General features: G+C 42.0%; 14 protein-coding genes and 1 pseudogene. 14 read left to right on the forward strand and 1 reads right to left on the reverse strand.

Features of this window, described 5'->3' with window-relative positions; all coding sequences use genetic code 11:
• A pseudogene (locus tag ACXM1Q_RS04165) lies at positions 1-82 on the forward strand (transposase); the annotation flags it as partial.
• A gap of 142 nt (positions 83-224) precedes the next feature.
• Here ACXM1Q_RS04165 and zwf read toward each other — a convergent pair.
• On the reverse strand, positions 225-1,649 hold the full coding sequence (gene zwf, locus ACXM1Q_RS04170) for a glucose-6-phosphate dehydrogenase (RefSeq protein WP_458516454.1): 1,425 nt from the start codon (positions 1,647-1,649) through the stop codon (positions 225-227).
• 126 nt (positions 1,650-1,775) lie between these two features.
• Here zwf and ACXM1Q_RS04175 point away from each other — a divergent pair, with 126 nt between their 5' ends.
• From ACXM1Q_RS04175 to ACXM1Q_RS04235, 13 genes are all read left to right on the forward strand, one after another.
• The gene (locus tag ACXM1Q_RS04175; protein WP_458516456.1) at positions 1,776-3,905 is read left to right on the forward strand and encodes a Tex family protein; all 2,130 of its coding nucleotides are present in this window, start codon (positions 1,776-1,778) and stop codon (positions 3,903-3,905) included.
• Positions 3,892-4,335, forward strand: coding sequence for a SprT family protein (locus ACXM1Q_RS04180; protein WP_458516458.1), 444 nt, complete (start codon positions 3,892-3,894; stop codon positions 4,333-4,335). The genes ACXM1Q_RS04175 and ACXM1Q_RS04180 overlap by 14 nt, the downstream gene beginning before the upstream one ends.
• Before the next feature lie 52 nt (positions 4,336-4,387).
• Positions 4,388-4,663: a PspC domain-containing protein gene (locus tag ACXM1Q_RS04185; protein WP_458516460.1), complete on the forward strand. Its 276-nt coding sequence runs from the start codon at positions 4,388-4,390 to the stop codon at positions 4,661-4,663.
• A gap of 152 nt (positions 4,664-4,815) precedes the next feature.
• Entirely contained in the window at positions 4,816-5,751 is a 936-nt protein-coding gene (hprK, locus tag ACXM1Q_RS04190) for an HPr(Ser) kinase/phosphatase (RefSeq protein WP_458516462.1), read from the forward strand.
• Positions 5,748-6,527 (forward strand): prolipoprotein diacylglyceryl transferase, encoded by a 780-nt coding sequence (gene lgt, locus ACXM1Q_RS04195; protein WP_458516464.1) that lies wholly within the window; start codon positions 5,748-5,750, stop codon positions 6,525-6,527. Before hprK ends, lgt begins: the two co-directional genes overlap by 4 nt.
• 15 nt (positions 6,528-6,542) lie before the next feature.
• Positions 6,543-6,941 carry a DUF948 domain-containing protein gene (locus tag ACXM1Q_RS04200; RefSeq protein WP_458516466.1) on the forward strand — a complete coding sequence of 133 codons (399 nt, stop codon included), beginning with the start codon at positions 6,543-6,545 and terminating at the stop codon, positions 6,939-6,941.
• Positions 6,942-6,943: 2 nt separating this feature from the next.
• Complete coding sequence (locus ACXM1Q_RS04205) at positions 6,944-7,429, forward strand: YtxH domain-containing protein (protein ID WP_458516468.1); 486 nt, start codon at positions 6,944-6,946, stop codon at positions 7,427-7,429.
• A gap of 45 nt (positions 7,430-7,474) precedes the next feature.
• A complete protein-coding gene (locus ACXM1Q_RS04210; RefSeq protein WP_458516470.1) occupies positions 7,475-8,566 on the forward strand; it encodes an NAD(P)/FAD-dependent oxidoreductase in 1,092 nt (363 codons plus the stop codon).
• 143 nt (positions 8,567-8,709) lie between these two features.
• The gene (locus tag ACXM1Q_RS04215) at positions 8,710-9,744 is read left to right on the forward strand and encodes a sugar transferase (RefSeq protein ID WP_458516472.1); all 1,035 of its coding nucleotides are present in this window, start codon (positions 8,710-8,712) and stop codon (positions 9,742-9,744) included.
• 9 nt (positions 9,745-9,753) lie between these two features.
• On the forward strand, positions 9,754-10,929 hold the full coding sequence (gene cps2T / locus ACXM1Q_RS04220; RefSeq protein ID WP_458516474.1) for a beta 1-4 rhamnosyltransferase Cps2T: 1,176 nt from the start codon (positions 9,754-9,756) through the stop codon (positions 10,927-10,929).
• Positions 10,929-12,089 carry a glycosyltransferase family 4 protein gene (locus tag ACXM1Q_RS04225; RefSeq protein WP_458516476.1) on the forward strand — a complete coding sequence of 387 codons (1,161 nt, stop codon included), beginning with the start codon at positions 10,929-10,931 and terminating at the stop codon, positions 12,087-12,089. Before cps2T ends, ACXM1Q_RS04225 begins: the two co-directional genes overlap by 1 nt.
• A 63-nt stretch (positions 12,090-12,152) precedes the next feature.
• The gene (locus tag ACXM1Q_RS04230) at positions 12,153-13,160 is read left to right on the forward strand and encodes a Stealth CR1 domain-containing protein (protein WP_458516478.1); all 1,008 of its coding nucleotides are present in this window, start codon (positions 12,153-12,155) and stop codon (positions 13,158-13,160) included.
• Positions 13,161-13,176: 16 nt separating this feature from the next.
• Positions 13,177-14,154: a glycosyltransferase family 2 protein gene (locus tag ACXM1Q_RS04235; RefSeq protein ID WP_458516480.1), complete on the forward strand. Its 978-nt coding sequence runs from the start codon at positions 13,177-13,179 to the stop codon at positions 14,152-14,154.
• The last annotated feature ends 6 nt before the right edge of the window (positions 14,155-14,160 follow it).

Below are 14,160 nucleotides of genomic sequence, written 5' to 3' on the forward strand. Positions count from 1 at the left end.
GCTGGTCATTTCTTTTTACCTCTACCACCGTATTCTCCAGAATTAAATCCTATTGAAAAAAGCTGGGCTATTTTAAAAAAATCAGTTACAGAATTACTTCGTAAAATGGACTCTATAACTGATGCGATAACATACTATTTAAAAACTAAATGACTATAAAAAAGACAAACACCAAAAATGATGTTTGTCTACGTTCTTAGAGTCGCAACGCGAATCCTTTTACATTACCAAATCCATTTGGTATTAAATTGGGCTAGGAGTTGATCGGCAGCTTCGGGGCCATGGGAACCGGCTGGATAGAAGTGGAGTGGACTTTGCTCCTTACGCCAGCTTTCTTCAATTCGGTCAATCAATTTCCAGCTAGCTTTCACCTCATGCCAGTGGCTAAAGTTGGCTGAGTTACTTTGAAGGGCTTCAAAGATGAGTTTCTCATAGCCTTCAGGACCTTCTAAGCGGTCAAAAGAACTGATGGCTTGCGGTTGAATTTTGAAATCATAGCCTGGTTCTTTTTGGTTGAAGCTAAAGGAGATTCCCTCTTCTGGTTGGATGTAGAGAGTTAAAACGTTTGGCTCTAATTTTTCGTCGAAAATGGTCTCTTCCTGTTTGAAGACAACATCCACTCGTGTTGCTTTTTCGGCTAAGCGTTTACCAGTGCGGATAAACATAGGGACGTTGCGGAAGCGGTCGCTGTCAATAAAGAAAACGCCGGCAAAGTAGGTTTCAGTCATGGATTCAGGATTAACCTGTGGCTCATCCCGGTAACCAACAAGATCCTGATTTACAGTGTATTGCCCTCGTACAAAATGGCTAGCTAGCTCTTTTGGAGTGGGTTTTTGCAAGGATTGGAATACCTTGACTTTTTCTGCTCGGATATCATGCTTGCCAAAGGAATGGGGTTTATCCATGGTCAAAAGGGATAGAATCTGTAGGGCATGGTTTTGCACCATATCCCGAAGGGCACCGGATTGGTCATAATAATCTCCACGTTCCTCGACACCGAGCTGTTCTGCTAGAGTAATCTGGATATTGTGAATGGAGTGGCGATCCCAGATTCGGTCGATAATAGGATTAGCGAACCGCAAGGCATAAATGTTTTCCACCATCTCCTTGCCTAAATAATGGTCGATGCGGAAAATCTGATCTTCACGGAAGGAATCCATGAGTTCTTCATTGAGGAGGCAAGCAGATTCTAGGTCGGTCCCAAAAGGTTTCTCAATAATTAAGTGCTCAAAACCAAGTCCATCAATGATATTCTCAGACTTGAGGTGTTTGGCGATGGTTCCAAAGAACCGAGGGGACATAGACAGGAAAAAGAGTTTGTTATTGTCTGCCCGGTAACGGTCATTAAGTTGGTTTTGGAGGGCACGGATGTTTTGGTAGTCCGCAACATTGGTGACATCGTGACTTTGGTAGTAAAAACGAGAAGCAAATTCTTGTGCTTGTTCGGAGTCGGTCACCAAATCTTGAATAGATTCCAGAACAACAGCTTCATATTGTTCTTTAGGCCAAGGACGACGAGATGCTCCAATCACGGCAAAATCATCTGCAAGTTTGCCGGCTTTAAAAAGACGAAATAGGGCTGGATACAGTTTACGTTTGGCCAGATCTCCACTGGCACCAAAAATAGTAATGATGGCTTTGGCAGGCATAAATAACCTCTTTCTGTGTTTTAAAAAATTATACCATATTGCTGAACTTGAAGAGGTTTAGAACTTTTTGAAACGGAACGAGGCAGGTTCTATCCAAACTGTCTGGCCTATGCTATACTTAAAGCTATGGATAAAAATATCACAAGAATTGCAGAAGAATTAACGATTACTCAAACACAGGTTCAGACTGTTTTGGACCTTCTTGCTGAAGGAGCAACGATTCCCTTTATTGCTCGTTATCGGAAGGATAAAACCAAAGGGTTAGATGAAGTTGAAATCAAGACGATTGCCGATCGAATGGCTAGTTTGACAGCCTTGGATGAACGAAGAGCGAGTATCCTGGGGAAAATTGAAGAACAAGGAAAACTTAGCCCAGAACTGAAATCTGCCATTGAGGCCGCAGAGAAACTGACGGAGTTGGAAGAACTCTATCTCCCGTATAAGGAGAAAAAACAAACCAAGGCTAGCCTTGCTCGTGAGGCAGGTTTGTCACCACTTGCTCGCCTGATTTTTCAAGGTGCTGATAAACTGGAAGCCGCTGCAGAACCATTGACCTCTGAGGCCTATCCGACAGCGGCGGCAGCTATTGAAGGAGCTAAGGAGATTGCCATCGAAGCTCTTTCCGAAAATCACGGTCTCCGTGCCTGGCTCTACCGAGAAGTCCGCGATAATTCAAGCCTAATCAGTCAGTTAAAAGAAGCGGACAAGGATCCCAAACAGGTCTTTGAAAATTACTATGACTTTTCCGAAAGTCTTTCTAGCCTACCGCCTCACCGACTGTTAGCACTTAATCGTGGTGAAAAACTAGGAGTTCTTCGCCTTAAATTCGATCACCAACTGGACAAGATGCAACGCTTTTTCTTAGCTCGCTTTGTTAAGAAAACGGAACTCTTGGCTCAAGTGGTGGACGAGAGTTTGAAAAAACGCTTGCTTCCTGCAATGGAACGTCGGGTTAAATCGGAAATGTTAGAAGTGGCGGAAGAAGGAGCGATTGAGCTCTTCTCAGAGAATCTCCGTCACCTACTATTGACGGCTCCACTGAAAGGTAAGATGGTCCTCGGTTTTGACCCTGCCTTCAGAACTGGGGCTAAGCTCGCTGTTGTAGATCAGCTTGGAGACCTTCAGGCTACAGAAGTCATCTATCCCGTTAAACCTGCTAAGGCCTCCGAAATTGAGGCTGCTAAAGAGCGTCTGAGCCAGCTGATTGTTGACTGGAAGATTGAAATTATTGCCATCGGAAATGGGACAGCCAGTCGTGAAAGTGAAGCCTTTGTAGCAGAGGTGTTACAAGAATTTCCAGAAGTATCTTATGTCATTGTAAATGAAAGTGGTGCATCGGTATATTCAGCTAGTGAATTGGCTCGGCAAGAGTTTCCAGATTTACCGGTCGAAAAACGTTCAGCCATTTCCATTGCTCGCCGCCTGCAAGATCCACTAGCAGAGTTGGTTAAGATTGATCCCCAGTCCATTGGAGTAGGTCAATACCAGCATGATGTGAGTCAGAAAAAATTACGAGAACAGTTAGACTTTGTAGTTGAAACAGTGGTAAACCAAGTTGGAGTTAATGTGAATACTGCTAGTCCAGCTTTATTGAGCCATGTGTCTGGTTTGAATAAAACCTTAACAGAAAATATTGTCCGCTATCGCCAAGAGGAGGGGGCTTTTACTAGTCGGAAGGATTTGAAAAAAGTTCCCCGTCTCGGTGCCAAGGCATTTGAGCAGGCAGCAGGCTTCTTGAGAATCCCTGATGCGGTCAATGTACTCGACCGGACAGGAGTTCACCCAGAGAATTATGCTGTGGTGACCAAACTTTTTGAGAAATTGGCGATTGCGGATTTAGGAGATGAAGCTAAGAAGAAGCTCGTGAGTCTCAATATTTCAGATATGGCAGAAGAACTGGGGATTGGTCCTCTCACTTTGGAAGATATCATTCAAGATTTACTGAAGCCCGGTCGTGATTTACGGGATTCTTTTGCGGGCCCACAATTGCGATCAGATGTGTTGGATATCAAGGATTTAAAACCAGGTCAAAAATTAGAAGGTGTTGTACGGAATGTTGTAGACTTTGGTGCCTTTGTAGATATCGGAGTTCACGAGGATGGTTTAGTTCATATTACGCAGTTGAGTAAAAAGTTTGTCAAGCATCCGAGTCAAGTAGTGTCCGTTGGGGATTTAGTCACAGTCTGGGTCTTGGATGTTCAGGTGCCTCAGAATCGGATTAGCTTGACCATGGTAGAGGATCATGGATCTAACTAATTATGTTCAGAAAGTTTCACTAGAGGATTTTGGTAAACCCTTTCGGCATCGGGTTGTCTGGAATCGACGGCTTCGCACTTCGGGCGGCCGATTTTTTCCCCACGATGGTCACCTGGACTTTTCCCCTAGAATATTGGAGGAATATGGGGAAGCCGTTTTTCGTCAAGTTGTTCGTCATGAATTGACCCACTACCATCTTTATTTTGAAAATAAAGGTTACAAACATGGAGATGCGGACTTCAAGCGTCTTTTAAAGGAGGTGGACGGCTTGCGATATGCACCGCCACCCAAGAATCGACGGCTGCATACCTATAGTTGTCGTAGTTGTGGGTTATCTTTCCAGCGTCAGCGCCGTATTCATCTGGATCGCTATCGCTGTGGTTCTTGCGGGGGACGATTGCAGGATCAAGCAAATCAGACTCAAGGCTGATGTTGTAGAACGGATGACTTGCTATACTAGGAGTAGAAAGTGAGGGATTATTATGACCAACTATTATAAAATGCGGAAAGGGAAAATTGTTAGTGGTGTTTTGGCCGGATTGGCTGACAAGTATCAGATGGACCCAACTTTAGCGCGGGTACTCTTTGCTATTTTCTTGTTTGCAACCCCAGGGGGAGTGGCACTTTTTCTCTATATTTTACTTTCTGTGATTTTGCCTTATAAAGAAGATTTAATCGAGCATGATGAGGTAACTTATAGCGATGGTCGCCGTCGTAAAAATGCTCAGGCAGTTGAAGAAGATGATTGGACTTGGTAAACGAGTCTGTGAAAGATTTACTGGACTGATTGTCCTGTTTTAAGATTCGTAAGAGGCTGGGCATTGCCCAGCCTGCTCTTTTTAGGGGAAGGAAAATTGTCACAAGCTTCTTTAGGTGCTATAATAAGGGCAGAGACATTTAGGAGGTTGCCATGGCTGTCAAAGTAAGAGACGTGATGGAGAAGGTCCGCTTGGAGCGTATCTATGGCCCTGAAGAATTATTAGACAAGTTGGTTCTAACGGGGGATATCTCAAGACCTGGTCTTGAGATGACGGGGTATTTTGATTATTACTCTCCAGAGCGGATTCAATTGATTGGGATGAAAGAATGGTCTTATTTAGGCCATATGACGACTCACAATCGTTACCAGGTTTTAAAAAATATGTTGCGGGATGAAACCCCAGCAGTGGTTGTGGCTAGAGGACTGCACATTCCCGATGAACTATTGTTGGTAGCAGAGGAGAATCAAGTACCAGTCTTTCGTTCAGCTACCCCAACAAGTCGCTTATCAGGAGAGCTGTCCAACTATTTAGATTCCCGTTTAGCAGAGCGCACCAGTGTCCATGGAGTTCTCATGGATATTTATGGGATGGGGGTTCTTATCCAAGGTGATTCTGGAATTGGAAAGAGTGAGACTGCTTTAGAATTGGTGAAGCGGGGGCATCGTTTAGTGGCGGATGATCGTGTTGACATCTATCCACGAGATGAGATGACCTTATGGGGAGAACCTGCGGAGATTTTACGCCATCTTTTAGAAATTCGTGGAGTTGGTATCATTGATATTATGAGTCTTTACGGTGCTAGTGCGGTGAAAGATTCTTCTCAGGTGCAGTTATCGGTCTATTTGGAAAATTATGATACCAACAAACAATTTGACCGTTTGGGAAATAACCCTGAAGAATTTGAAATAGCTGGGGTTCGGATTCCTCGAATTCGAATTCCTGTGAAGACAGGTCGTAATATCTCAGTGGTGATTGAAGCAGCAGCCATGAATTACCGGGCCAAAGAAATGGGCTTTGATGCTACAAAGACCTTTGAAGATCGGCTGACCCGTCTTATTGCGGAAAATGAGGAGCGTGACCAATGAATCCAACTGCACTAGAAATTGGTCCCTTTAGTATTCGCTGGTATGCCCTGTTCATTGTCAGTGGTTTAGTCTTAGCAGTTCTGCTTTCTATGAGAGAAGCCAAACACAAGGGCTGGGATCCGGACTTAATTTTAGATTTTGTTCTGTGGGGATTTCCGATTGGGATTATTGGCGCGCGCATTTATTACGTCCTCTTTCAATGGTCTTATTATCAGGAGCACCCAGAAGAAATTCTAGCCATTTGGAATGGTGGGATTGCTATCTATGGGGGGCTGATTGCTGGCGGTATATTCCTTATTTGGTATTCTAGCCGTCATCTCTTATCGGCTTGGACTTTTTTGGATATTGCTGCACCCGGAGTTCTGCTTGCTCAGTCATTAGGGCGTTGGGGGAATTTTGCCAATCAAGAGGCCTACGGGGCTGTGGTTGATAACCTTGATTATCTACCAAGTTGGATTGCCAATCAGATGTTGATCGACGGTGCCTACCGTCAGCCAACCTTTTTGATGGAATCTAGTTGGACAGCCTTGGGCTTTATCCTACTGATGACTTTACGCCATAAACCTCAGCTTTTTAAAGAGGGTGAGATTGCCTTGTTTTATCTCATATGGTACGGGTTGGGGCGTTTCTTTATTGAAGGATTGCGGACCGATAGCTTGTACTTGGGTCCCTTACGAGTTTCGCAAGTCGTTTCTCTAGCAATCGTCGCCCTTGGCATCGGACTTTGGATTTACCGACGTAAACATCAGCAACTTGCTTGGTATCAAGCATCTTAGAAGAAGGAGAGATTAATGGTAGAAATTGCATTTACCCTTGTGGGCTTGGCCCTCGCGGTATTCTTTGTTTATTTAACAATCTTTATTCACAAATTAGGAAAAACAGTGGATGAGACCAATCGAACGATTAAGCTTTTGACAACGGATGTCAATGTTAGCCTTTACCAGGTTAATGAACTGATGGCCAAGGTCAATGTGCTAACCGATGATGTTTCTGGTAAAATGGAAACCATCAATCCACTTTTTGTCGCTGTAGCAGATCTTTCTGAGACGGTCTCAGATTTGAATAGCTCGGCCCGTAACCTTGGTGACAAAGCTGTTGCTACAGGTGGTGGAGTCGGTTCTGCTGTGAGTCGGACATTGCTACGAACAGCTCTTTCGGGCTTGGGTTCAAAAAAGAAAGTAGGTAAGTAATTATGGGGAAATTATCATCACTTTTATTAGGAGCAGCTACAGGTGCTGCGGCAGCTCTTTTTGTTCAAAGTAAAAAAGGACAAGAAGTAGCTCAACAAGCAAAAGAATGGTATGCTGGTTATCAAGAAAACCCGGAAGCTACCAAGGAAAAAGTGAGCGAGGTAGCCAATGAGTTTGGTCAAACCGTGGCTCAACGCTATGCTGAGTTTAAAGATGGCGTACAGTCCGGAGATATTACCGTTCAATCTGTTGTTGATGATGTCAAAGCTTTTTCTGAAAAACAAGTGGAAACCTTGACCGAAAAATTTGGGAGCAAGGAAGAAGTTGTCGCTAAGGTGAAAAAAGCTGTTACACCAGAAGAAGAGATTATCATTGAGATGGATGAAGAAGTGGTTGAAGCTGGAGAAGAAACTCAAGCAGAACTGAAAACCCTTCCTAAAGTCTCTGCAGTCCCAGCGGGATTCGCTGATAAGAAAGAAGAAGAGTAAAACTAGGTTTGGCCGCAAGGCCAAACCTTTTTGAGAGGAGAGAGTATGACACGTGTAGCCATTATTGGTGCCGGTATTGTCGGTGCTACTGCAGCGTTTTATCTTAGTCAAGAAGAAGGGGTTGAGGTCACTGTATACGACTATGGAGTTGGTCAAGCAAGTAAAGCTGCGGCTGGCATTATCAGCCCTTGGTTTTCTCGCCGTCGGAATAAGGCTTGGTACCGACTTGCTCGTTTAGGTGCCGATTTTTATCCACGCTTGATGGAGGATTTAGCTCAAGCTCATAAGCCCAGTCAAGCCTATGAGCAGACCGGTGTTTTAGTTTTGAAGAAAAAAGAAGAATATCTGGATGAAGTTATGGAACGAGCACTGGCTAAAAAACCTGATTCACCTCTGATGGGAGAGTTAGAGTTCTGGACGCAAGAACAGGTTCAACAGCGTTTTCCTGGCCTCACTGGTTTTGATCGAGCTTTTTGGGCTAGTGGTGGAGCACGTGTGGATGGCGGTGTTCTTGTGGAAGATCTCTTACAGGCTGCAGGGCTAGAACCTATTCGTAAAGAGGTGAAATTGAGTTGGAGTCAGGATCAAATCCTGATTGATGGACAGCTCTATGACAAGATTCTTTTGACTACAGGAGCTTGGCTAGGGCAAGTACTGGAGCCACTGGGTTACCAGGTCGATGTCCGTCCACAGAAGGGACAGATCCTAGATTATCAATTGGAGCTTGAAACCGATGACTATCCTGTGGTTATACCTGAGGGGGAAGCAGATCTGATTCCCTTCAAGGATGGAAAATTGAGTTTGGGTGCTAGCCATGAGAATGACAAAGGTTTTGATTTGAAGGAAGAACCCCAAATTCTCCAAGAGCTAGTGGAGCAAATGCGTCCCTACTACCCCGCTATCGACAGTTATCAAGCCACGGGAGTTCGGGTAGGTATTCGCGCTTATACCAGTGACTATTCTCCTTTCTTTGGTCCGCTACCAGACCAAGCTCATGTTTGGACTGTTAGTGGTCTTGGTTCGACAGGTCTGACCATTGGTCCTTTGTTGGGACGAGAGCTTGCTTTAGGTATATTAGGGAAAATAGGCGACTTAGATCCAGCAGATTACCCTGTTAGTCGGTATGTGACTCGGTGATGGAAGGGCATAAATAAGAAGGTTCAATTATTGAGCCTTTTTTATATTTTAGGGCAGAGGGTAAGAATTATGGCTGAATTTATGGTACAATAAGTTAGTTATAGATACGTTACGAGAAAAAGAAATTTCAGATAGGAGTCACTATGAGTGCAGACAAGTTAGATCAGGATCCTGACTGGTTGTCAGCTGTTCTTGCCACTTCGGAGACAATCGGACCAAAATCTATTTTATTAATGACTTACTCTGATCGCTTTGAGATGTTAAGGCAGGCTTTGGAGAAGGTCAACTATACCCTAAATGGTTGTTATTTGCTTGATCAGCCTCAGGAAAACTTAGAAGAGGGGCAGCTAAGTTCGACCAATTTGTTAGAATTTGCTTTGAGGGCTACTGTTGATGAGGTATTGATTTATCTCCCAGAAGAAGTTCCTGAGGTTACAAGTTGGATTCAGGCATTTGAAACGATGGGAATGACAGTTCACGTTGCGATTCCAGGCTATACTTACCTAGATGGACTGAAGCGGGAAGTAAGTGTGGCTGGGATTCCGGTTACGACCTATGCCCCGACTTTCCACAAGACGAGTCATTTGATCCTTAAGCGACTGATTGATATAGCAGGAGCTCTAGTAGGGCTTTTTATCTGTGGACTAGTCGGCTTGGTTCTCTATCCCCTTATTCGCCGAGATGGTGGCCCCGGTATTTTTGCTCAGGACCGCGTTGGTCGCAATGGCCGGATCTTTAAATTTTATAAATATCGCTCCATGTATATGGACGCAGAAGAAAGAAAAAAAGAACTCATGGCCCACAACACGATGGAGGGGGGCATGTTTAAAATGGATAACGATCCCCGTATCACCCCTATTGGACAATTTATCCGCAAGACCAGCTTGGATGAGTTGCCACAGTTTTATAATGTTTTACGAGGGGATATGAGTTTGGTCGGTACACGCCCACCTACCAAGCAGGAGTTCTTAGATTACAAGCCTGCTCATAAGCGTCGTTTGAGCTTTAAGCCAGGAATTACAGGTCTTTGGCAAGTCAGTGGACGTAGTGAGATTACGAATTTTGAAGACGTGGTCGCTTTGGATGTCGAGTATATCCAAGACTGGACCATTCTGGATGATATTAAGATTCTGCTCAAAACCTTTAAGGTTGTTGCCTTTGGGGATGGAGCGAAGTAGGAAGCTAACATGAAAAGAAGTGTCTATATTATCGGTTCCAAAGGAATTCCTGCTAAATATGGTGGCTTTGAAACCTTTGTTGAAAAATTAACAGAATTTCAAACGGATTCTGCTATCCAATATTATGTTGCCTGTATGCGAGAAAACTCTGCTAAATCAGGAATTACGCAAGATACATTTGAGCATAATGGAGCAACCTGTTTTAATATTGATGTTCCAAAGATTGGCCCAGCTAGAGCCATTGCTTATGATATTCAAGCTCTAAAAAAAGCCATTCAGATGGCCAAGGACAATCAAGATCAGGCCCCAATTTTCTATGTATTAGCCTGTCGGATAGGTCCTTTTATCGCAGGACTTAAAAAAGAAATTCATCAATTAGGTGGCTTGTTGTTTGTCAATCCAGATGGACATGAGTGGCTACGTGCAAAGTGGTCTTATCCTGTACGCCGTTATTGGAAGTTGTCTGAAAGTCTCATGGTAAAACACGCCGACCTTCTAGTCTGTGATAGTCAGAATATTGAGTCCTATATTCAGAAGGATTATTCCCAATACCAACCTCAGACCACCTATATCGCATATGGAACAGAGACCAGTAAGTCTAAACTTGCTCCTGATGCTGCCAAGGTGCGGGAATGGTTTGCGGAAAAAGGTGTTACAGAGGGACAATACTATCTTGTGGTTGGTCGTTTTGTGCCAGAAAACAACTATGAAGCTATGATTCGTGGATTTATGAAATCCAAGACCAATCGAGATTTTGTCTTGATTACAAATGTTGAAACCAATAAATTTTACGATAAACTTCTAGCAGAAACCCAATTCGACCAAGATCCTCGGATTAAATTTGTGGGTACAGTCTATGACCAAGATTTATTGAAGTATATCCGCGAACACGCCTATGCCTATCTCCACGGTCACGAAGTGGGAGGGACCAATCCGTCCTTGCTAGAAGCTCTAGCTTCCACTCAGCTTAATCTCCTATTGGATGTTGGCTTTAACCGTGAAGTTGGTCAAGAGGCTGCAATTTATTGGCAAAAAGAAGCTCTGGATCAAGCGATTGATCAGGCAGAAACTCTTACAGATCAAGATATTTTGGAAGCCGATCGAGCTTCTAGTCAGCGTATTGCCCAAGCCTTTACTTGGGAGAAGATTGTTACAGATTATCAGAACTTGTTTAAGGAAAGCTAATGAAACGTATTTTGTACCTCCACGCTGGAGCAGAAATGTATGGGGCCGACAAGGTTCTCCTCGAATTGATTAAACGCCTTGATAAAACCGAATTTGAAGCCCATGTTATTTTGCCCAATGATGGGGTACTAGTAGAGGCTCTAAGGCAAGTTGAGGCTCATGTGGATGTTATTCCCTACCCTATTTTAAGACGGAAGTACTTTAATCCAAAAGGGATTCTCGATTACACAACTTCCTATCGTCGTTTTTCCAAAAAATTAGTGGATTACGCTCGAAATCATAAGATTGATGTTATTCATAATAATACAACAGCTGTCTTGGAAGGGATTTATCTGAAAAAGAAATTGGGAATTCCTTTGATTTGGCATGTGCATGAAATTATTGTGAAACCGAAACAAATTTCAGACTTCATCAACTTCCTGATGGGGCGTTACGCGAATCAAATTGTCACGGTGTCACAAGCAGTGGCGGACCATGTACTAAAATCGAAATCGATTAAATCTGAGCAGGTTCAGGTCATCTATAATGGGGTTGATAATGAGATTTATAAACCAATGGATGGTCGAAAGATTCGGGAGCATTTTGGAATCGCTCAAGAGCAAACGGTTATCGGGATGATTGGTCGTGTTAATGCCTGGAAAGGCCAAGGTGATTTCCTGGAAGCTGTTCTTCCACTTTTACAAGAAGATAAGAAGCGATTGGCCTTTCTTGCAGGCTCCGCTTTTGAAGGTGAAGAATGGCGCGTGGAAGAACTGGATGCCGCTATTGCTGATTCCGGTTATGCAGATCAGATTAAGCGTATTGACTATTATGATAAGCCTCAAGAACTCTATAATCTCTTTGACTTGTTTGTCCTGCCAAGTACCAATCCAGATCCACTGCCAACTGTTGTTTTGGAGGCTATGGCATCTGGGAAACCTGTTGTGGGTTATCGCCATGGAGGTGTCTGTGAAATGGTTGCCGAGGGTCAAAATGGTCTCCTGGCTCAACCAAGAAATCCAACCATGCTGTCAGAGTCGATGAAAGAGTTATTGGAAAATCCTGATAAATTGGCTGCCTTTGGGGAGACATCATTGAAGCGACAGCTAGAGCAGTTCTCCCTTCAATCCTATATTGGGAATTTTTCTACATTGTATAGAGAGATTGGAAATGAACGATGATTGAAAGCATCAAAAAAAAAGTAAAACCTTATGTTTTTGCATGGAGGTATAGGAAAGATTAAAATGAATACATTATTTGCTATCGATTTTGTTGTAACTTGGGTTGATGGTAGTGATCCTATATGGCGTGAAAAGAAGTCAAAATTTGATAGCTCTATTAATACTTCAAAGAATAGTATGAATTCCCAAAAAGCTTATCGAGAATGGGGGACGTTTAAGTATTGGTTTAGGGGAGTTGAGAAATTTGCTCCTTGGGTTAATAAAGTATATTTAGTAACAGATAACCAGAGTCCAGAATGGCTAGATATAACTAGTTCTAAATTGGTTGTGGTAGATCATAAAGAGATTATTGATAATAAATATCTTCCTGTTTTTTCTGCCAATCCTATTGAAAGTAATATTCATAATATATCTGGTTTATCAGAGCATTTTGTCTTTTTTAATGATGATATGTATTTGACCGCTCCTGTTTCTCCGACAGATTTTTTCTCTGAGGATGGTCTACCTAAGTATAACACTGCTTTATCCCCCATTATTCCAGAGCGTTATGGAACTGGTCATTTTCAAATTAATGATATGGAAATTGTGACCAGTTATTTTTCGCGTAATGAAATTTTGAAAAATGGAAAATTTTTATCTCTAAAGCAAGGAGTCAAACAAGTCATTAAAAGTTTGATGTATAGGAATAGTAAATTTATCTGTGGTTTTTGGGAAAGTCACTTACCATATCCGTTATTAAAATCAACATTTGATTTAGTTTGGAGTTTAGAGAAGGAAGTGCTTGAAAAAACCTCTGCTAGTAGATTTAGAAGCCCTTCAGATACTAATGTTTGGTTGTTTAAATACTGGCAGATTGCAAGCGGACAATATGCTATTGGTGATACAAACTTAGGTGCATTGGTCTCCTTAGATAATGCAAATGAAGATTTTTGGAAGTTATTGCTATCTCAAAAATACAAAGTTCTATGTGTCAATGATGGCTTTAATATCCAGGATGAGGAATTAGTGATGTCAGATTTTATTGTTACTATGGATAAACTGCTACCTGAGAAAAGTTGTTTTGAGAAATGAAAGAAAGAGAGAACTTATGACTTCAGTTTGTGCACTCGTTGTCACTTATAATCGTTCAAAATATCTGCAAAAAGCTTTGAAAGGTATTTTAAGTCAGAATCAAGAAGTTTCTGGTGTTTTGATTTTTAATAATAAATCTACAGATTCTACTGAACAGGATTTAATGGATTTAGGCTATCTTGCTACAACAGATAATACTATTCAAGAAAAAAAACTATATAAAACTCAAAAAGATGGAAGAGATTTCTATTACTATCTAAATGATGCCAATTTAGGTGGTGCAGGTGGTTTTGCAAATGGTATTGATTTGATTTCAAAACTTGATTATGATTATGTATGGATTATGGATGATGATGTATTTCCTGAGCCAGATTGTTTGAGTGAGATTATGAATCAGATGACTTTGAACGGTTCTTTGGTAGGAATTCCAAATCGAACGGATGAAAATTTTGATGATAAGGCTTGTGTTGATTTTGATTTTGAAAATTATCATAAGTTTTGGACTGAAATGAGAAAGATAAAAATTTCAGGTCCGTTTATAGATGATGCTGTAAAAGTCGTCGATATGCCATTTGAAGGTCCAGTTGTAGAGATGAATCTTCTTCGTAAAGTTGGTATCCCTGATAGTGGTTTCTTTATTGAATATGATGATTCTGATTTTGCTCAACGCTTACAAGAGCATTCAGATATTATTTTTGCGACAAAAGCACAATTACATCGTCAACTAGCAGTTAAATCAGATCCTAATGCTATTCAAAAAATAGAACCCTATAATTGGCGTAATTACTATAAGATTCGGAATAACATTATTTTTGATAAGCGTTATGGAAAAAACTGGAAAGTTCGCCAATTAAGTCCGTTTATTTTGATTGCTCATCATATTGTTCTTGCTCTTCGTCACCGTCATTTCAGAAATAATATGCCAATTATTTGGAGAGGATTCTGGGATGGTATTTTTCAGAAGATGGGCAAGAGAGTAGACCCCAATTATTAAAAGGAG

Source organism: Streptococcus sp. 10F2, from assembly GCF_054331515.2.

Bases quoted from the DNA above. Each gene is read 5' to 3' on its own strand.
- zwf (WP_458516454.1), bottom strand. From the start codon at position 1,649: ATGCCTGCCAAAGCCATCATTACTATTTTTGGTGCCAGTGGAGATCTG.
- ACXM1Q_RS04175 (WP_458516456.1), top strand. From the start codon at position 1,776: ATGGATAAAAATATCACAAGAATTGCAGAAGAATTAACGATTACTCAA.
- ACXM1Q_RS04180 (WP_458516458.1), top strand. From the start codon at position 3,892: ATGGATCTAACTAATTATGTTCAGAAAGTTTCACTAGAGGATTTTGGT.
- ACXM1Q_RS04185 (WP_458516460.1), top strand. From the start codon at position 4,388: ATGACCAACTATTATAAAATGCGGAAAGGGAAAATTGTTAGTGGTGTT.
- hprK (WP_458516462.1), top strand. From the start codon at position 4,816: ATGGCTGTCAAAGTAAGAGACGTGATGGAGAAGGTCCGCTTGGAGCGT.
- lgt (WP_458516464.1), top strand. From the start codon at position 5,748: ATGAATCCAACTGCACTAGAAATTGGTCCCTTTAGTATTCGCTGGTAT.
- ACXM1Q_RS04200 (WP_458516466.1), top strand. From the start codon at position 6,543: ATGGTAGAAATTGCATTTACCCTTGTGGGCTTGGCCCTCGCGGTATTC.
- ACXM1Q_RS04205 (WP_458516468.1), top strand. From the start codon at position 6,944: ATGGGGAAATTATCATCACTTTTATTAGGAGCAGCTACAGGTGCTGCG.
- ACXM1Q_RS04210 (WP_458516470.1), top strand. From the start codon at position 7,475: ATGACACGTGTAGCCATTATTGGTGCCGGTATTGTCGGTGCTACTGCA.
- ACXM1Q_RS04215 (WP_458516472.1), top strand. From the start codon at position 8,710: ATGAGTGCAGACAAGTTAGATCAGGATCCTGACTGGTTGTCAGCTGTT.
- cps2T (WP_458516474.1), top strand. From the start codon at position 9,754: ATGAAAAGAAGTGTCTATATTATCGGTTCCAAAGGAATTCCTGCTAAA.
- ACXM1Q_RS04225 (WP_458516476.1), top strand. From the start codon at position 10,929: ATGAAACGTATTTTGTACCTCCACGCTGGAGCAGAAATGTATGGGGCC.
- ACXM1Q_RS04230 (WP_458516478.1), top strand. From the start codon at position 12,153: ATGAATACATTATTTGCTATCGATTTTGTTGTAACTTGGGTTGATGGT.
- ACXM1Q_RS04235 (WP_458516480.1), top strand. From the start codon at position 13,177: ATGACTTCAGTTTGTGCACTCGTTGTCACTTATAATCGTTCAAAATAT.